Source organism: Cellvibrio zantedeschiae (assembly GCF_014652535.1).
Taxonomy (GTDB): domain Bacteria; phylum Pseudomonadota; class Gammaproteobacteria; order Pseudomonadales; family Cellvibrionaceae; genus Cellvibrio; species Cellvibrio zantedeschiae.
Window position 1 is genome coordinate 724,819 of sequence record NZ_BMYZ01000002.1, and the last position, 15,992, is coordinate 740,810.

14 protein-coding genes are annotated in these 15,992 nt (G+C 46.5%); 7 read left to right on the forward strand and 7 right to left on the reverse strand.

The genetic code is table 11. The features are described from left to right. The first annotated feature begins 99 nt into the window (after positions 1-99). Together IE104_RS14045 and IE104_RS14050 are read left to right on the forward strand one after the other, a co-directional pair. Complete coding sequence (locus IE104_RS14045) at positions 100-489, forward strand: c-type cytochrome (protein ID WP_189419575.1); 390 nt, start codon at positions 100-102, stop codon at positions 487-489. Positions 490-570: 81 nt separating this feature from the next. Continuing rightward, entirely contained in the window at positions 571-1,653 is a 1,083-nt protein-coding gene (locus tag IE104_RS14050) for a response regulator transcription factor (protein WP_189419577.1), read from the forward strand. 482 nt (positions 1,654-2,135) lie between these two features. On the opposite strand, the gene IE104_RS14055 is transcribed toward IE104_RS14050, so the two are convergent. The 5 genes from IE104_RS14055 to IE104_RS14075 form a co-directional block, all read right to left on the reverse strand. Further along, positions 2,136-4,304 (reverse strand): carbohydrate-binding protein, encoded by a 2,169-nt coding sequence (locus IE104_RS14055; protein ID WP_189419579.1) that lies wholly within the window; start codon positions 4,302-4,304, stop codon positions 2,136-2,138. A gap of 305 nt (positions 4,305-4,609) precedes the next feature. Next, positions 4,610-5,899 (reverse strand): glutamate-1-semialdehyde 2,1-aminomutase, encoded by a 1,290-nt coding sequence (gene hemL, locus IE104_RS14060; protein WP_189419581.1) that lies wholly within the window; start codon positions 5,897-5,899, stop codon positions 4,610-4,612. 17 nt (positions 5,900-5,916) lie between these two features. Further along, complete coding sequence (gene thiE, locus IE104_RS14065; protein WP_189419583.1) at positions 5,917-6,528, reverse strand: thiamine phosphate synthase; 612 nt, start codon at positions 6,526-6,528, stop codon at positions 5,917-5,919. A 27-nt stretch (positions 6,529-6,555) separates the two neighbouring features. Then, the gene (gene hemJ, locus IE104_RS14070; protein WP_189419585.1) at positions 6,556-6,984 is read right to left on the reverse strand and encodes a protoporphyrinogen oxidase HemJ; all 429 of its coding nucleotides are present in this window, start codon (positions 6,982-6,984) and stop codon (positions 6,556-6,558) included. Between the two features lie 16 nt (positions 6,985-7,000). Next, complete coding sequence (locus IE104_RS14075; protein WP_189419587.1) at positions 7,001-8,749, reverse strand: chloride channel protein; 1,749 nt, start codon at positions 8,747-8,749, stop codon at positions 7,001-7,003. 144 nt (positions 8,750-8,893) lie between these two features. Here IE104_RS14075 and argC point away from each other — a divergent pair, with 144 nt between their 5' ends. The 4 genes from argC to erpA all read left to right on the forward strand — a co-directional run bounded on the left by argC (position 8,894) and on the right by erpA (position 11,646). Beyond that, the gene (argC, locus tag IE104_RS14080) at positions 8,894-9,940 is read left to right on the forward strand and encodes an N-acetyl-gamma-glutamyl-phosphate reductase (protein WP_189419589.1); all 1,047 of its coding nucleotides are present in this window, start codon (positions 8,894-8,896) and stop codon (positions 9,938-9,940) included. Positions 9,941-10,024: 84 nt separating this feature from the next. Continuing rightward, positions 10,025-10,762 (forward strand): DUF6776 family protein, encoded by a 738-nt coding sequence (locus tag IE104_RS14085; protein WP_189419591.1) that lies wholly within the window; start codon positions 10,025-10,027, stop codon positions 10,760-10,762. A 39-nt stretch (positions 10,763-10,801) separates the two neighbouring features. After that, positions 10,802-11,233 (forward strand): bactofilin family protein, encoded by a 432-nt coding sequence (locus IE104_RS14090; protein ID WP_189419592.1) that lies wholly within the window; start codon positions 10,802-10,804, stop codon positions 11,231-11,233. Between the two features lie 59 nt (positions 11,234-11,292). Then, positions 11,293-11,646 carry an iron-sulfur cluster insertion protein ErpA gene (erpA, locus tag IE104_RS14095; protein WP_189419594.1) on the forward strand — a complete coding sequence of 118 codons (354 nt, stop codon included), beginning with the start codon at positions 11,293-11,295 and terminating at the stop codon, positions 11,644-11,646. A gap of 34 nt (positions 11,647-11,680) precedes the next feature. Here the strand turns inward: erpA and IE104_RS14100 are convergent, their stop codons facing one another. Both IE104_RS14100 and IE104_RS14105 read right to left on the reverse strand, forming a co-directional pair. Continuing rightward, entirely contained in the window at positions 11,681-12,790 is a 1,110-nt protein-coding gene (locus tag IE104_RS14100; RefSeq protein ID WP_189419596.1) for an anhydro-N-acetylmuramic acid kinase, read from the reverse strand. After that, on the reverse strand, positions 12,790-14,253 hold the full coding sequence (locus IE104_RS14105) for a peptidoglycan DD-metalloendopeptidase family protein (protein WP_189419597.1): 1,464 nt from the start codon (positions 14,251-14,253) through the stop codon (positions 12,790-12,792). Before IE104_RS14105 ends, IE104_RS14100 begins: the two co-directional genes overlap by 1 nt. 180 nt (positions 14,254-14,433) lie before the next feature. Between IE104_RS14105 and tyrS the strand changes: the two genes are divergently transcribed. Further along, on the forward strand, positions 14,434-15,741 hold the full coding sequence (tyrS, locus tag IE104_RS14110) for a tyrosine--tRNA ligase (protein WP_189419599.1): 1,308 nt from the start codon (positions 14,434-14,436) through the stop codon (positions 15,739-15,741). Positions 15,742-15,992: the final 251 nt, after the last annotated feature.

Genomic DNA, 15,992 nt, shown 5'->3' on the forward strand with positions numbered 1-15,992 from the left:
TAACCCCCATACCGCCATAGGTATGTTGTAAGCAGTCTGCTCGCGGCACAATGTTTCCAAGCACCAGTAATCTTCTGGTTGCTCACATAAGGAAACTCTATGCGTATTGTAATTTTCATAATCCTTTTACTAACTCTAGTCGCGTGCTTTCCAAATAACCCTGTAAAAATGTCGATGACTGCCAATCCCTTACCTAATACGCCTGAGGTGGTTGCGGCGGGTAAAAACCTGTTCGAACAACATTGCCAGTTATGTCACGGCAGTGAAGGGCGCGGCGATGGTGTTGCGGCGTCGAGTCTGGCTTCAAAGCCGGCTAATTTGCGCCAATTGAAAAACAAGCCCGAAGGTTTGATTGCGATGAGAATTAAAGCGGGTACAAGTGTTATGCCAGCGTGGAAAAATATATTGAAGGAAGACGAAATTTGGCAGCTCACTCGTTATATAAAAACTATTTCACAACAAGAGGCACAAGCCGGTTCTAATCATTAAGGGGGAAATGTTGAATATTTCTAGCGCCTGTTAAAAGCCCTGCCTACACTTTACAGACTAGGGTTGGGCGAGGAATTAGATATGACAGAACGTCAAAAAATATTAGTCGTCGACGATGACAAAACCTGGCAAGCTTTTTTACTGGCGAGCTTGCAGGATAAGTACAATGTTGTGGCTGCATACGATGGTGCTATAGGGTTGAAACTGGCGCGTGAATGGCGGCCAGATATGATTTTTCTCGACATAGAAATGCCTGTCAAAAACGGTTATCAAGTTTGCGCTGAGCTCAAAGCCGACCCAGAACTCCGTGATATTCCCGTGATTTTCCTGTCAGCGAAATCCAGTCTGCAAGAAAAAATTGCTGGCTTTCAGCTAGGGGCGGATGATTACCTTATCAAACCTTGTGAAGCGGAATTGCTCAACGCCAAAGCCGCGCGAAGCGTGCAACTTTATCGCGAAAAAAAGACCCTTGATGAAAAAGCCACTGGTGCCCAGGTGCTCGCATTTGAAGCTATGAATAGCAGTGCGGATTTAGGTCGGTCCGTGCGTTTTGCCGAACGAACTTACGCCATGGACAGCTTTGATAAGTTAGCCGAAGGTTTGTTCCAGACTATGGCGGAATTCGGATTGGAAACCTCAGTTATGTTTATGGGCGATTCTGGCCCGCAGTTTTATTCTCACAACAAATACGAATTGTCTCTCCTTGAAAAAGATATGTTTTTGGCGATTCATCAGGAAGGGCGATTCTGCGATTTTGGCCATCGTACCTTTTGCAACTTCAAGCGCGTATCCTTATTGATTAAAAATATGCCCGAGTCAGACCCTGAGCGCTATGGAAGAATCAAAGATGCTGTTCCATGGATACTAGGCACTGTCGACGGGAAGGTGGGCGCACTGAGTGCGCAAATGGCTCTGGTTGCGCAGCACCAATACGTATCTGAATCCATCTCAGTCTTGTCTACCGATTTACATAAAGCATTGGATATAGTGGATCAGGCTGAATTGGGTAACGCAAAGGCGCTGTTAGTTTCTTCATTAGCGTTATTAGACGGCATGAAAAAGGAGCAGGAGCGAATCCAGGCATTGTTGACCAGCAGTTCTAACCAAGGCTCAAATACGGAGCTCGCTGACGAAATTTTCTCCAGCGACGTTGATTTTTTCTAGCCGATCACATTTTTTAAAAATGTGTGTTGGGAAATGTAAAAAGCACCATTTGCAATTGGCACTGGTGCTTTTTTTTGATATTGTCCTGTTAGCGCAATCATTGTATTCGTGCAATATTGTTGGCTAAGTGTTTTGTATGACTTCCCCTTGTAAATTGACTAACTTTTTAAGTCGAAATACACGTTGCTATTAAGGAAATTGTAACGATTAACGGGCTTGGCAACAGGAAGTTATTACGGCTCGTTTTTTTATTAAGATATGGTTGCGCAAACAGATCGCACTGAAATGCCAGCGAGCGGTTTATGTTGCAAATGAGTGATCTTCCAGAATTGATATTGGCCGCGAAGGCGACCAACAGTTAAAGCTTGGGTGTACCCCAAGACCTCAAAAGAATCCCTAACGGGGTTGCACGTTTGGCGGGCCGAGAGGCCCGCTTTTTTTTGCCTTAAACTTGACTAGCTAACTCAGATGACTTGATCAAATCACTTTGGACGAATATCGACAAAGTTGCTGTATATCCCATTTTTATCAAATGCCGCGATTTGAAAGATATAGTCTCCCTCCAGCCAAGTGAAATTGTATTGGCTAGTCCAAGCATCATTAATTGTGATGTAGGTGTAACTGGCGGCGCTCGCTAACTTATACCGAATTTCATAACCCCCTACTTCTGTAATGTCTAGAAGATTGCCGTTTTCTCGCTGACTAGGCGCATCCCAACTTAATCCCACTGGACCCTTCACCGTAACGGCGACGTTGGTGGTAGTTGGGGATGAACTACTTGAGCTTGTAACGGTGGATGGAGATGAGCTTGATGAGCTCGAAGAGCTTGCCGGGGTGGATGTGCTTATGCTTGATGCTGCAGATGAGGCTTGTGAACTGGAGGAGGCCGTGCTTGTTACGGGTTCAATTTTAAACCAATTTAGGTTAAATCCTCCGATAATCGCGTTAATACCGAAATTATGTTTTCCGGCAGGAAGTTGGATTACGCGTTCTACATTTGCCCATTGTTGCCAGCCTCCCGTTTTAGCCACAGGAATGGTGTCGTAAATTTTGGTTGTTCCTGCTTCGCTTAGGGTAAAGCTTCCTCCTCCATTAGGGCTAGCGACTCTATAGGTGATTTTATAATTTCCCGTTGTAGGAATTGATACGTCCACGTTGTAGTAAACCATCCAATCCAGAGCATCAATGTTACCGGTGTCTTGGCCACCGCCAACATCAGTTGTCGATTCGTTCCAAACTCCTTTCATAGCGGAATAGTTTTCAGCTTGAATCGTGAGTGCTGTTTGGGATGCAATTGGTTCGATTTTAAACCAATTAATATTGAACCCACCTACTTCTGCAAGAAGTTTAAAGCTGTGTGCACCTTGGGTTAAAGATACTGTCCGTGTTACATCGGTCCACGTTTGCCAACCGCCGGTGAGGGGAATAGATATGGTATCTAATGTTGCCTCTGTGCCAGATTCCTTGAGCGCAAGACGCCCGGTTGAATTTGGACTTGCGACTCGCATAGTTATTTTATAAAGGCCCGTAGTGGGAATGTTAACTTTGGTGTTCGCATAAGACATCCAGTCGCCTGTATCTATATTGCCTGTATCTTTTCCTCCGCCAACGTCAGCTGTCGGTTCATTCCAGACGCCACTCATACTTGTATAATTTTCAGCCTCAATTATCCATGGCGGCACGCTGGCTACACTTGCTGTACTAGAACTTGTGGATGACGCAGCGGTACTAGTGTTTGAACTTGTGGATGACGTAGCGGTATTAATATTTGAGCTTATAGATGACGCGGCGCTACTTGTTTTTGAGCTGGCTGACGATGCCGTGCTGCTAGGGACAGAACTGATGGAGGAGGCGGTACTGCTGGTGGCACTTGGTGCTGTAGATGAGGCCGCGCTCGACGATACTGTTGACGCGCTCACCAGCTCAATTTTAAACCAGTTAAGATTAAATCCTCCCGCTATTGCTACGAGCTTAAAGCTATGACTACCTTGCGCTAAGGTAACCGTTCTAGTCACGTCAACCCAAGTTTGCCAACCTCCTGTTATAGGGAGTGGAACTGTATCCAGGATTGCTTCAGTGCTTGCCTCTTTCAACGCTAAAATGCCAGCTTTATTTAAGCTAGCTACGCGATAAGTGATTTTATAGGTTCCTGTAGCTGGAATATCAACCGGTGAATTTGTATACGACATCCAATCAGCCGTATCTATATTGCCGGTGTCCTTGCCCCCTCCCACGTCAGTGGTAGATTCATTCCAGACTCCCCCCATGGTTGCGTAGTTTTCGGCTTGAATGATAACTGGATTGAAATTTGTTGACGCGCTACTGCTCTTTGAGGAGGATGAAACGGTTTGTGCACTCGCACCCGTTGGTGCAAAAACCATAAATGGAGCGCATAACGCCATTGCGATGGATACATGGCGTAAACGCTGTTGCCAGTTCAGTCCGCGTTTTAATTCGAGTTGATCAATAAACCCAAATTCAACCAAAATCTCACCGATCATTACGCCTTTTGGCGCTTTTGCATCGGTTACGTTAAATAAGCGATTTCGTTTGGTTTGTTCATGGGTGGCTATCGCCAGCTGTTCAGGTGTAATAAGTCCTTTGCTGACGAGAATCTCACCTAAACGAGTTGATTCTTTTTTCTTAAACATGGTATCCCCCACGTCTTAATAAAATCATCCTGTAAAAAAGGTATCGGAATTGGATCAGAAGCAACTACAAGTGTAAGAGATATTTGTGCGGAAGGAGTTAAATAGACGTTGGTAAATAGCAATATTTTGAAATGGTAATTTTTTTGTTTATACGCATTTAAGAATAATAAAAAGCTTATTAGCGCTTTAATCGTTTTTAAATAGTTTTTTGGTATTTAAATTATTTTTTATAAAACCGCAAAAAATACTCCCTTATTTTTTGCGGTTAACATACAAGAAAATTATGACAAACTTATGGCTTTAGGTTAGCCAGCGATAAGTTCAGCAAAAACTTCTTTAGCTGCTTGCAGGGTGTTTTGGATGTCTTCGTCAGTATGTGCGCCAGACATAAAGCCTGCTTCATAAGAGGCGGGCGCTAAATACACGCCACGTTTTAGTAATCCGTGGAAAAATTTATTGAAGAGTGGGATATCACAAGCCATAACCTGTTTGAAGTTGGTAATTTTTTTCTCGCTGGTAAAAAAGAAACCAAACATGCTGCCCACGTGATTTGTTGTAAAGGGGATGCCTGCTTCATCGGCCAGTTTTTGTAAACCTTCCACCAATTGTGTGGTACGTGCGCTCAGGTTTTTATAGAAGTCAGATTGCTCTAATAGCTCTAATGTTTTTAATCCAGCAGCCATAGCAACCGGGTTGCCCGACAAGGTGCCCGCCTGATAAACCGGGCCGGACGGAGCAATCATTTGCATAACATCGCGACGTCCACCAAATGCGCCAACCGGCATTCCACCGCCAATCACTTTGCCTAAAGTAATAATATCGGCTTTGATATTGTAGTGAGCTTGCGCACCTTTGTGGCCGACGCGGAAACCGGTCATCACTTCATCGAAAATTAACAAGGCGCCAGATTGATCACACACTTCACGCAAGCATTCTAAAAATCCGGGAATAGGTGGCACGCAGTTCATATTGCCTACTACTGGCTCGACAATAATGCAGGCAATTTCATTGCCATGATTGGAAAAATAATTGCGTACTTGCTGGATGTTGTTGTAGTCAAGAGTGATTGTGTGCTCTGCCAAAACGGCGGGTACTCCGGGCGAACTGGGTACACCTAAGGTGAGTGCGCCTGAGCCTGCCTTAATTAGCAAAGAATCTGAGTGGCCGTGGTAGCAGCCTTCAAATTTTACAATTTTGTCGCGTTTGGTAAATGCGCGTGCCAAACGAATTGCGCTCATGGTTGCTTCTGTGCCTGAACTAACAAAACGTACCATGTCCATATTGGGAATAAGCGAGCACAGTTTTTCTGCCAGTGTTGTTTCTCGTTCAGTTGGCGCACCAAAACTTAAACCAAATTTCGCTGTTTCAATAACAGCATTAATGACTTCCGGGTGGGCGTGACCGAGCACCATTGGTCCCCAGGATTGCACATAATCAACGTAGCGTTTTCCATCGGCATCCCATACATAAGCACCTTGCGCTTTTTCAAAAAATATTGGTGTGCCACCGACGGAGCGAAAAGCGCGTACGGGTGAGTTAACACCACCGGGAATGTAATGCTGTGCTTGGGAAAATAATTCTTCGGAGCGAGACATGGTTAAATCCTGTGAAATTAAATGCGTTCAATAAATAATTTTGCTTGTGCTTCTATATCTTGTGCGGCAAATAAGCTGTGGCAGACAGCAATTAGATTGGCGCCAGCATCTGTAACTGAGGCTGCATTTTCGTGGGTGATTCCACCTATAGCGGCAATCATGGTATTAGGAAATTGTTTTTTTGCTTCCGTTAGTAATCCTAATGGGGCAGGACGGGCATCGGGTTTTGTATTGGATGAAAAAAAACGCCCGAACGCAATATAAGTTGCACCGTCGGCAATTGCTTTTTCTGCCAACGCCAATGAGTTGTGACAGGTTACGCCTATGACAGCCGCTTCACCTAATAATGTGCGCGCTGCTTTTACGTCGCCATCACCTTGGCCCAAATGTACGCCGTGAGCTTTTATTTGATGGGCGAGTTGTACGTCATCATTAATAATCAGCTGTGCGTTATATTGGTTGCACACGTTTAATAAATGAGTTGCATCATGCAAACGTTTCGCAGCGTCATTTGATTTGTCGCGATACTGCACAAGCATGCAACCGCCTTTTAATGCTGATTCAACACCAGTAAATAATGCTTCGCCTGGCATGAGTGTTGAGTCGGTAATAGCGTAGAGGTAATTCATTTAATAAATACGTACGATTTGAAAAAATTAAAAAGGCCGAACCACAACCATAATCACAATCCCAACTAATAAAAACACGGGGATTTCGTTAAAGATACGAAAAAACTTATCGCTCTTGGTACATCTGTCTTCCCGCAACTGCTTTCCGTAATAGGCACACATATCGTGATAGATGCTGACTAAGGCAACCAGGGCTAATTTGCACCAATACCATTTGGCGTGGGAGTAATAATCCCAGTTTAAATAACTCATCCATGCGCCCAAAATAAAAACTACGCTGCGTGCGGGGTTAGCGATTGCGCGTAATAATTTGCGCTCCATAATTTTAAAGCGTTCGCGACTGACTTCGTCTTCGCTTAATGTGTGATACACAAATAATCGCGGCAAATAAAAGATCGCCGCAAACCAGGCGATAACGGCGACAATGTGAAATGCTTTGATCCAAAGAAATGTCATAGTAAAAACTGCCACATTAAAGCTTGTAGAAATTGTTAATACTCTCGCGAGTTATCACCCCTAAACCGGATGATTGCGAACTCTTGATAAAAGCTGCATCCACCTGCGCATTGTTCATGTTGATCAAGGCTTGATACAGATTGGTGTGGTCTTCCAGCTCAATCATATTCAACCGACGCGCGGGAATTGCTAATAGGTCTAGCAGTGTATCAGCGGGAGCGGCGTTGTCGCTGAGATAATTTGCCAGGTCTGTTGGATGTAATAAGAGTTTTTGTTCAAGTAAAACAATCCAATGCGGATGCACTGCAAGTAATTCTCGAGCTTGTAATGCCGTTGTTTGGGCGGAACAAATTTTGATTTTTCTATCAACCAAGCTGCGCGCGCCCGTGCTGCTTAATAATTGTTCGTGTGCGGTGAGGCTGCTTTTTTTGCCGTGAACGGCGAGTAAAGTTTGGTACAAACCTTCGCACTTAAACGCCCAGCGCGTTGTGAGGCAGGCAACTACAACGACTAGCATGCTGGGGAAAATAACGTTGGGGTTATAGGTCAGTTCTAAAATTGCCATCATGGCGGCGAGTGGTGCGTTTAATACGGCACCCATCATTGCGCCCATTCCCAGCAGCACGTAAAAACCGATAGCGCTGGCAGAATCGGGCATGATCATCTGGGCAATGATCCCCACTGCGCCGCCCACGCAGGCGCCCATAAATAATAGGGGGCCAATCACACCACCCGGCATTCCCACACCCAGGCTTACACCTGTGACCAATAACTTGGCCGCCAGAATACCCAACAACAGCCAAAGCCCCATATTGCCCGCAAGGGCGCTATCAATAGTGTCGTAGCCGACGCCCATAATTTGGGGGGCGAAGATGGATGCGCAACCGGCAATCAATCCCGCTATAGCAAAGCGCAGTGCTATGGAGCGGCCGATTGATAAACGGCAGGACGCTTCCTGTAAGCGAATAAACAATGCAGCAAATGCGGCGACTATAAATCCGGCCAGTGCCATAAATGGCAGCTCAAACAAGCTTTTGAGTGCGACTTGCGGCGGATGGAAAACGGTTGAGAAACCAAAGACAAGCTGGTTGATGATGGTGCCGGCGACCGCCGCGAGAATCACCGGAATAAACCCGGTGATGCTGTACTCCATGACCACAACTTCCATGGCGAAAATAACACCAGCCAAGGGGGTGTTGAAGCACGCCGCAATGGCTGCTGCCACACCGCAACCCACTAATGAACGCAAACTGTTATTGGGCAGATTCAGCCATTGGCCGAGTAAACTACCGCTGCCCGCACCTAAATGTACCGCAGGGCCTTCGCGGCCTACAGACTGCCCGGTCACTAAACACCAGGCCCCGCCAAAGAGTTGGTTGATAAAGTTGCCCAAGGGCAAGCGCGCTTGATGGTTGTGGATTCGGTCGATTACATGGCCAACACTCGCGGTGTAATGTTTTTTATCGACCATCTGCAGAACTAATCCGAAGGCTGTGGCTCCTAAAAAGGGCAGCCAGAAATGCCATGTGCTACTTAGGCCTTCAAAGTTTTCGCTGTGGCCGGGCAATCCTATAGAGAGTGGGGTTTCGACCAGCAAGCGGAAAATAACAATCACTATTCCCGCCAAAATCCCGGTCAAAAGCCCGAGGATGGTGAGTTGGGGGAGTGCGTCCAAACCCGACAATTGGTCGCGCCAACCCTCGCTGGCCAAGTGCCAACGGTGTTTTAGCGAGGGGGATGTCTCGGGTGGCGTCATTTGGCTCATATTTTTGCTTTCGGTTTGGCGTTAAGGCTCTTATCATAGAGCGCTATTTTGGGCTCCCACCATAGCCCAAAGATTTATCGTTATGCAAATAGCGCGCGGTATGAAATGCGCGCAAATAGATTCAAGTAAATTAAGGGGTTGCAAGTGATTAAGGCAGGTATTGTTGGCGGTACAGGTTACACCGGAGTCGAGTTGCTGCGGTTGTTGGTCAATCATCCTCAGGTTGAGGTGGCTGTGATTACGTCGCGTGCAGAAGCCGGCGTGAAAGTGGCAGATATGTACCCAAGCTTGCGCGGTCATATTGATTTGGCGTTTACCGAGCCTGATGTAGCTGTGTTGGGCGAGCTGGATGTGGTGTTCTTCGCCACGCCGCACGGTGTAGCGCAAAACATGATGCCAGCCTTGATGGCGACCAAAACCCGTATTATCGACCTCTCTGCTGACTTCCGTATCCGCGATGTTCAGCTGTGGGAGAAATGGTACAACCAGCCCCACGGCGCCCCAGAGTTGGTCGCCCAAGCTGTTTACGGCCTACCAGAAGTAAACCGCGACGCTATCAAAACCGCTAAATTGATTGCTTGCCCGGGCTGCTACCCGACTGCAACCCAGTTGGGCTTCTTACCTTTGCTGGAAAACAATTTGGTCGACCCAACTCGTTTGATCGCTAACGCAGCGAGTGGTGCAAGTGGTGCAGGGCGTCAGGGCAAAATTGATAACCTGCTTACTGAAATTATGGATAGCTTTAAAGCCTACGGCGTTGCCGGCCATCGCCACTTACCAGAGATTGAGCAGGGCTTGCGTGATATCCAACCCGCAGGCGTAGCACCTGTTGGTTTGACCTTTGTTCCACATTTGTTGCCCATGATTCGCGGCATTCATGCCACGCTCTATGCAACAGCCTTGAATGTAGAGAACTTGCCTGATTTGCAGGCGCTTTACGAAGCCCGTTACGCCAATGAGCCATTTGTGGATGTATTGCCTGCAGGCGTGTTGCCACAAACGCGAAGTGTAAAAGGCTCAAATGTTTGCCGCATTTCAGTGTTGCGCCCACAAAATCGCGATACTGTTGTGGTCTTGTCGGTTATTGATAACCTGACCAAGGGTGCGTCTGGCCAAGCGATCCAAAACATGAACATCATGTTTGGTTTTGAAGAGACGGCAGGGCTGAATGTGGTTGCATTGCTGCCGTAATTTCAGTCGCTAGTGGTAAAAAAGGGCGATTTATCGCCCTTTTACATTTTAACAATAAGATTGGCTCTTCATTAAGGTGATCGCGTGGCAGTTAAAGGTAGCAAAGTCACACCTATGCGAATTATTCCCCATAGCCCGCTGGCTCGCGCGTTGCGCGTTGGTCTGCTGCTGTTGGTGTTTGTGTTGAGTGTTTATGCCAGCTACCTTTTTGGCATTCATTCGATTGAGCAGAAGTATCAGGCTCAGGAGAACTCGCACAATAACCAGCAAGAACAAGCTACCAACAAGCTAACCCAAGAGCTGACCCAGTTGCGCACTAGCGCGGAGATAGATCGCCAATCCATGGAAGATTTACGTCAAGTAGTGATGACCCAAAAGGCGCAGCTCAACGCTTCCGAACGCGATTTAAAAGTGTATAAAGACTTGTTGTCGCCCAGCGTTAAAACCAATCCGCTAGGCATAAGCTTTGGTGTGTTTACGGTCTTGCCCCTCAAGGAAAAAGGCCATTTCAGCTATAGCCTGACAGTGCAAAAGCTTTCCACTAAAGAGACCGATTTTGCTGGTTCACTTGAGTTCAGGATTATTGGCCAGCAGGGTGGCAAGAGTTTGCAGCTGTCGCTTTATCAGGTGTCATCGCAAGTTACCGCGCCCAGCATTCCACTCAATTTTAAATATTTCCAAACCCTGGAAGGTGATATGACTTTACCTGCTGATTTCACGCCACAAAGTGTGGAGTTAGTGGTTAAGGCTATGGATAAGAAAGCGCCACCGCTGATTACGGCTGAACTGGATTGGCCGGTCTCGGTCTTTGAACCTAAATAGAGCACAACCTAGAGCCCAACTTTAACTAGAGAGGTCACTATGCTTATCTCCAAAAAGAAAAAGGCATTTGCCAGCCATCACTCACTGCTTTGCGCAGCGACCAAGGTGGTGGGCAATATTTATTTCAGTGGCGACTTTTATCTTGAAGGCACGCTCAAGGGAAATATTTATACCGAAGAGGGCAAGCCCGCCAAGTTGATCGTGACTGAGACTGGTTTGGTTGAGGGTGAAATCCATGCGTCCAATGCCATTATCAATGGTCATGTGCGCGGTACTATCTATTCGAGTAAGCATCTCGAACTGGCTGCCAAAGCTGTAGTCGAAGGCTCAATCCATTATCAATCCATTGAGATGGTAAAGGGCGCGCAGCTTATAGGTCAGATGTACTCCACCGTTAAAGCACAAGCTTCCAGCCGTGAACCTCAGGTTGAGTTTATTAAAGCCGGTAACCCGGACCTTGTTAATAGTTGACTAATTTAGTCGGGTAAAGGGATAATTACCGACGCAGTATTCGTTTTTTGGAGTTGTTGATGACCACCGCAGAAATTTTTGTTCCTCAAGTTGTCTATGTGACGGATAGCGCCGTTGCCAAGGTGAAAAGCCTGGTGGAGGAAGAGGATAATCCTGATCTCAAGCTGCGTGTTTACGTGACGGGTGGTGGTTGCTCTGGCTTCCAATATGGCTTTACCTTCGATGAAGCCGTTGCCGATGACGATTCAATTGTTGAAAAAGATGGCGTGAAAGTGGTGGTGGACGCTATGAGCTATCCCTATCTGGTAGGTGCCAAAGTGGATTACGAAGAGGGCTTGCAAGGCTCGAAATTTGTTATCCAAAACCCCAATGCATCCAGTACTTGCGGTTGCGGTTCATCCTTCTCTATCTAAATTCGCAAGACTTCAATAACTAGGTAGTTAGAATTCACGCGAAATAAACTCCCCCTAATACCACTTCACGTTTAGCGCCGGTCACGGCACTCAGGTTGCCGTGCTTGCGGTTCATGGTCTGGTAAGCGAGCCAAGCAAAAGCCATAGCCTCAATCCATTGTGGTGCAATTCCCAAAGCCGCGGTACTTGCGACTGTGGCCTGCGGCAGCCGCTGGGCAAGCTCCGCCATCAATTTCAGGTTATAGGCACCGCCGCCGCAGATGAACACCTCACAGGCGGATGTCGTCAAATGCTTGATGTCCTTGGCGATAGACTCAGCCGTCAGCGCAAGCAGTGTTGCCTGGATATCAGCAGGTGAAAGCGTCTTTTGAGCCAATCGATTATCCAACCAAGCCAGATTAAATGCCTCGCGCCCGGTACTTTTTGGGGGTGTCTGCGCAAAAAAAGGATGGGCTAGAAAATCTTCCAGAAGTTCTTTATTTACTTGTCCTGACGCAGCCCAATCGCCATTGGCATCGTAGCTTTTTCCCAGATTTTTCAATATCCAGGCATCCATAAGCACGTTGCCGGGGCCGGTATCGAAACCAAGCGTTTTCCCCGAGCGTGGTAGCCAGGTGATGTTGGCCATGCCGCCGATGTTCACTACAGCTCGATCTATATTTGGTTTCTGGAAAATTGCCTGATGAAAGGCCGGCACAAGCGGCGCACCTTGGCCACCAGCTGCCATATCGCGACGGCGGAAATCCGCAACCGTGGTAATGCCGGTACGTTCTGCGATGGTATTAGGGTCGCCAATTTGCAAGGTAAACGGATATTTCACTGTGCCGGGAGGACGATGGCGAATCGTTTGGCCGTGGCTGCCAATCGCCAGAATTTGGTTTGGGCTAATGCCTGTTGTGCTTAACAGCTGATTAATTGAATCCGCAAAAATTTCGCCCAATTGACGATCTAACTCGCCCATACGATCAATTTCATTATCAGCGGGGTTGCCAAGATGGTGAATCTGCTGGCGAATATCGGAAGGTAAAGGCAGGGAATGGGTTGCGGCAAGTTGGACTTGGTTGTTTGCAAAATCGACCAGCGCTAGATCTACGGCATCAGCACTGGTGCCAGACATAAGACCAAGATAATACTCAGTGCTCATTAGTTGGATTTAGTTTTGGTCTCGCCCAAGGCCAAGCGGCTATTGCGCTCAGAGCTTTGCAATTGCGCAACCAAGGTTTGGGTTGCTGAATTGAAGCGATCTTTTTCGTTGGAGGCAATGCCCATAGATTGTGGCAGTTGTACGGTAACAGGGTTGCGTACCTGTCCATTGACGTGGAATTCATAGTGCAAGTGCGGGCCGCTCGCCAAACCTGTTTTACCTACAGCACCAATCACTTGGCCTTGGCTAACGCGTGAACCGGTAGAGATACCTTTCGCAAAACTATTCATATGGCCATAACGGGTTTCGTAACCTTGACCATGCTGGATAACAATCAGGTTGCCGTAACCGCCTTGGCGGCCAGCGAAAATCACTTTACCGTCACCGGTAGCACGAATCGGCGTACCTATAGCAGCGGCATAGTCAGTACCTTTATGGGCACGAATGGTATTCAATACTGGGTGAAGACGAGACAAGCTAAATGCAGAACTAATACGTACAAAATCCACCGGTGTACGCAAGAAAGCCTTGTTTAAGCCTTTGCCATCAGGGGTGTAGTAGCGTGTTACTCCATCTTTATTGGTATAGCGTACTGCGCGGTAGGTTTTGCCAGCATTGGTAAATTCGGCAGTGAGAATAGCGCCAGTACCGATTTTTTTGTTGTTGAGATATTGCTCTTCAAACAGGACTTTGAATTGGTCACCTTTTTGGATATCGAGCGCAAAGTCTACGTCATAGCCAAAAATATTGGCGAGTTCCATAGTAAGGGTATTCGGGAGTCCAGCTTGCTTACCTGCCAAAAACAGGGAACTATTGATGGTGCCTTCGCGGAAGGTGCGTTTAACTTCAGGCTTTAACGAAATTTGTTGGCTGGTAAAACCGGTTTCGTTGCGGGTAAATTTAAGCGAGTCTAAATTGTTTTTATAGTATTTGAGTTCTTGCAGTTTGCCTTGCGTGTCCACTAGAAATTCGAATTTCTGTCCCGGCGCTATGCTTCGTAAATCTTTAGCACTTTTATTACCATCAAACAGCTCGTAAATATCTCGATCATTAAGCCCCATGCGCGCAAATACGCTGGATAGGTTATCACCTGACTTGATAGTGAGCTCCTGCATGGCTGGCTTGACCGGTTTGGCTTCTTTAGCAGCAACAGCAGCTTCGGGTTTGAGAATGCTATTGATGTCTGAAAATGCCAAGCCATTGATGGCTGTAGCAAGAGTCTGATTTGATGGTTTTGCCAGGAGAAGACTTGTATCAGGCAGCGAATCAGCTAATTCTGTGTCGGTGATAATATCTTGGGTGGTAACTTCAAAGGATTCTTGCGGAAGAGGTTGTTCTGGATTTAACGCCAATATGACCAATAAGCTTGCAACCAAAGAACTCGCCGCAACCAAATGGCCACGCGGGAGTTGTTCTAAAGCGGTGCATAGCACTTTCTTAGAGGTTTTTATTATTGGATGCATAACTAAAAGGCTAACTCGGCATATGTTCGTTATCAGACAGATATTTATAGCAGAAAAAATTTTTAAAGACACCTTTAAAATTCATATTTTGTAACTTGTCTATGTATGGGGTGTGATTTCTACACAACATCCGGTATGGTGCTCTGCTTTTTTGGTTCTAAGGCTGTTTATCGGTGATTTATGACGACAATTGACACGAATTTCCTGCAAGAATTGCAAGATCGCGGTTTAATCGCACAGACAACTGGTGGCGATACTTTAGCTGAGCATCTCAATTCTGCAAGTCGCACCCTTTATTGTGGCTTCGACCCAACTGCCGATAGTCTCCATATAGGCAGTCTCGTTCCTTTGTTAATGCTCAAGCGCTTCCAGCTGGCCGGCCACAAACCAATCGCTTTAGTTGGTGGTGCAACAGGTCTGATTGGAGATCCCAGTTTCAAAGCACAAGAGCGCAAGTTGAATACACCAGATGTGGTTGCATCATGGGTTGATAAGTTGCGCACCCAGGTTTCCCGTTTTATTGATTTCGATAAGGGTGCCATCTCGGCGGATGTTGTAAACAACCTTGATTGGGTCGGTAAGGTTGATGTACTTAGCTTCCTGCGCGATGTGGGCAAGCACTTCTCTATTAACAATATGATTAATAAGGAATCGGTAAAGCAGCGTATTGAGCGCGAAGGTGAAGGTATTTCTTTTACTGAGTTCACCTATATGTTGCTGCAATCATACGACTTTGCCGAGTTGTATGAGCGCAATCAGTGCACCCTGCAAATTGGTGGTAGTGATCAGTGGGGTAATATCACCGGCGGTATCGATCTCACTCGTCGTATGCATGGCGGTCATGTATTTGGTCTGACTATGCCTTTGGTGACTAAAGCTGATGGCACCAAGTTCGGAAAAACCGAAACGGGTACCGTGTGGTTGGATTCGTCTAAAACCTCCCCCTATGCTTTCTACCAATTCTGGCTTAATACTGCTGATGCTGATGTGTACAAATTCCTGCGTTACTTCACCTTCTTAAGTGTCGCCCAAATTGCTGCGATAGAAGCAGAAGATATTGCGCGCGCAGCCAAGCCCGAGGCTCAACGAATTCTCGCTGAAGAAATGACCCGTTTGGTTCATGGTGAAGATGGGCTTCTTGCTGCGCAACGCATCACCCAGGCATTGTTTAGTGATGATCTTGCTGGTTTAAGTGAATCAGATTTCGAACAGCTACAACAGGATGGTCTTCCTTCATCTAAATTGCAGCGTGCCGATATCGACGAAATACCCTTAACTCAAATTCTGGCTGATGTTGAAATGGCGTCATCCGGCAAGCAAGTTAAAGATGCCTTGGTTCGCAATGCGGTTTTCATTAATGGTGAAGCAAAATCTATTGACGACAACATGCAATCTGCAATTTCCTTCTCTGCTGAAAAAGCTTTTTTCAAGCGCTTCTATTTAGTGAAATTGGGTAAGAAAAAGTATCACTTGTTTGATGTTGCTTAAAAAATATTCGTTATGGTTGGCGAATATTCTAAATCGCAACTAAAGTAAAAATCCGCGCAGAAAAAGCTTGCATTGGAATGGGAGGGTGCCTATAGTTCGCGCCCTCGCCGAGCAGGCGGTTTTGGTCTCCGGATAAAAACCTTGAGCGGCGAAATTTGTAAAAACCGAATGAAAATAAGGGTTTACAAATCGAAAAAATAGCGTAATATGCGCGCCTCGCTTCAGGGGTAACTCGAAAGCGAGAGGCAAAA

What these genes read in the sequence shown, in the direction of transcription:
- IE104_RS14105 (WP_189419597.1), bottom strand. Translation starts at nt 14,253, where the DNA reads ATGCATCCAATAATAAAAACCTCTAAGAAAGTGCTATGCACCGCTTTA.
- erpA (WP_189419594.1), top strand. Translation starts at nt 11,293, where the DNA reads ATGACCACCGCAGAAATTTTTGTTCCTCAAGTTGTCTATGTGACGGAT.
- IE104_RS14050 (WP_189419577.1), top strand. Translation starts at nt 571, where the DNA reads ATGACAGAACGTCAAAAAATATTAGTCGTCGACGATGACAAAACCTGG.
- tyrS (WP_189419599.1), top strand. Translation starts at nt 14,434, where the DNA reads ATGACGACAATTGACACGAATTTCCTGCAAGAATTGCAAGATCGCGGT.
- thiE (WP_189419583.1), bottom strand. Translation starts at nt 6,528, where the DNA reads ATGAATTACCTCTACGCTATTACCGACTCAACACTCATGCCAGGCGAA.
- IE104_RS14075 (WP_189419587.1), bottom strand. Translation starts at nt 8,749, where the DNA reads ATGAGCCAAATGACGCCACCCGAGACATCCCCCTCGCTAAAACACCGT.
- hemL (WP_189419581.1), bottom strand. Translation starts at nt 5,899, where the DNA reads ATGTCTCGCTCCGAAGAATTATTTTCCCAAGCACAGCATTACATTCCC.
- hemJ (WP_189419585.1), bottom strand. Translation starts at nt 6,984, where the DNA reads ATGACATTTCTTTGGATCAAAGCATTTCACATTGTCGCCGTTATCGCC.
- IE104_RS14090 (WP_189419592.1), top strand. Translation starts at nt 10,802, where the DNA reads ATGCTTATCTCCAAAAAGAAAAAGGCATTTGCCAGCCATCACTCACTG.
- IE104_RS14100 (WP_189419596.1), bottom strand. Translation starts at nt 12,790, where the DNA reads ATGAGCACTGAGTATTATCTTGGTCTTATGTCTGGCACCAGTGCTGAT.
- IE104_RS14045 (WP_189419575.1), top strand. Translation starts at nt 100, where the DNA reads ATGCGTATTGTAATTTTCATAATCCTTTTACTAACTCTAGTCGCGTGC.
- IE104_RS14055 (WP_189419579.1), bottom strand. Translation starts at nt 4,304, where the DNA reads ATGTTTAAGAAAAAAGAATCAACTCGTTTAGGTGAGATTCTCGTCAGC.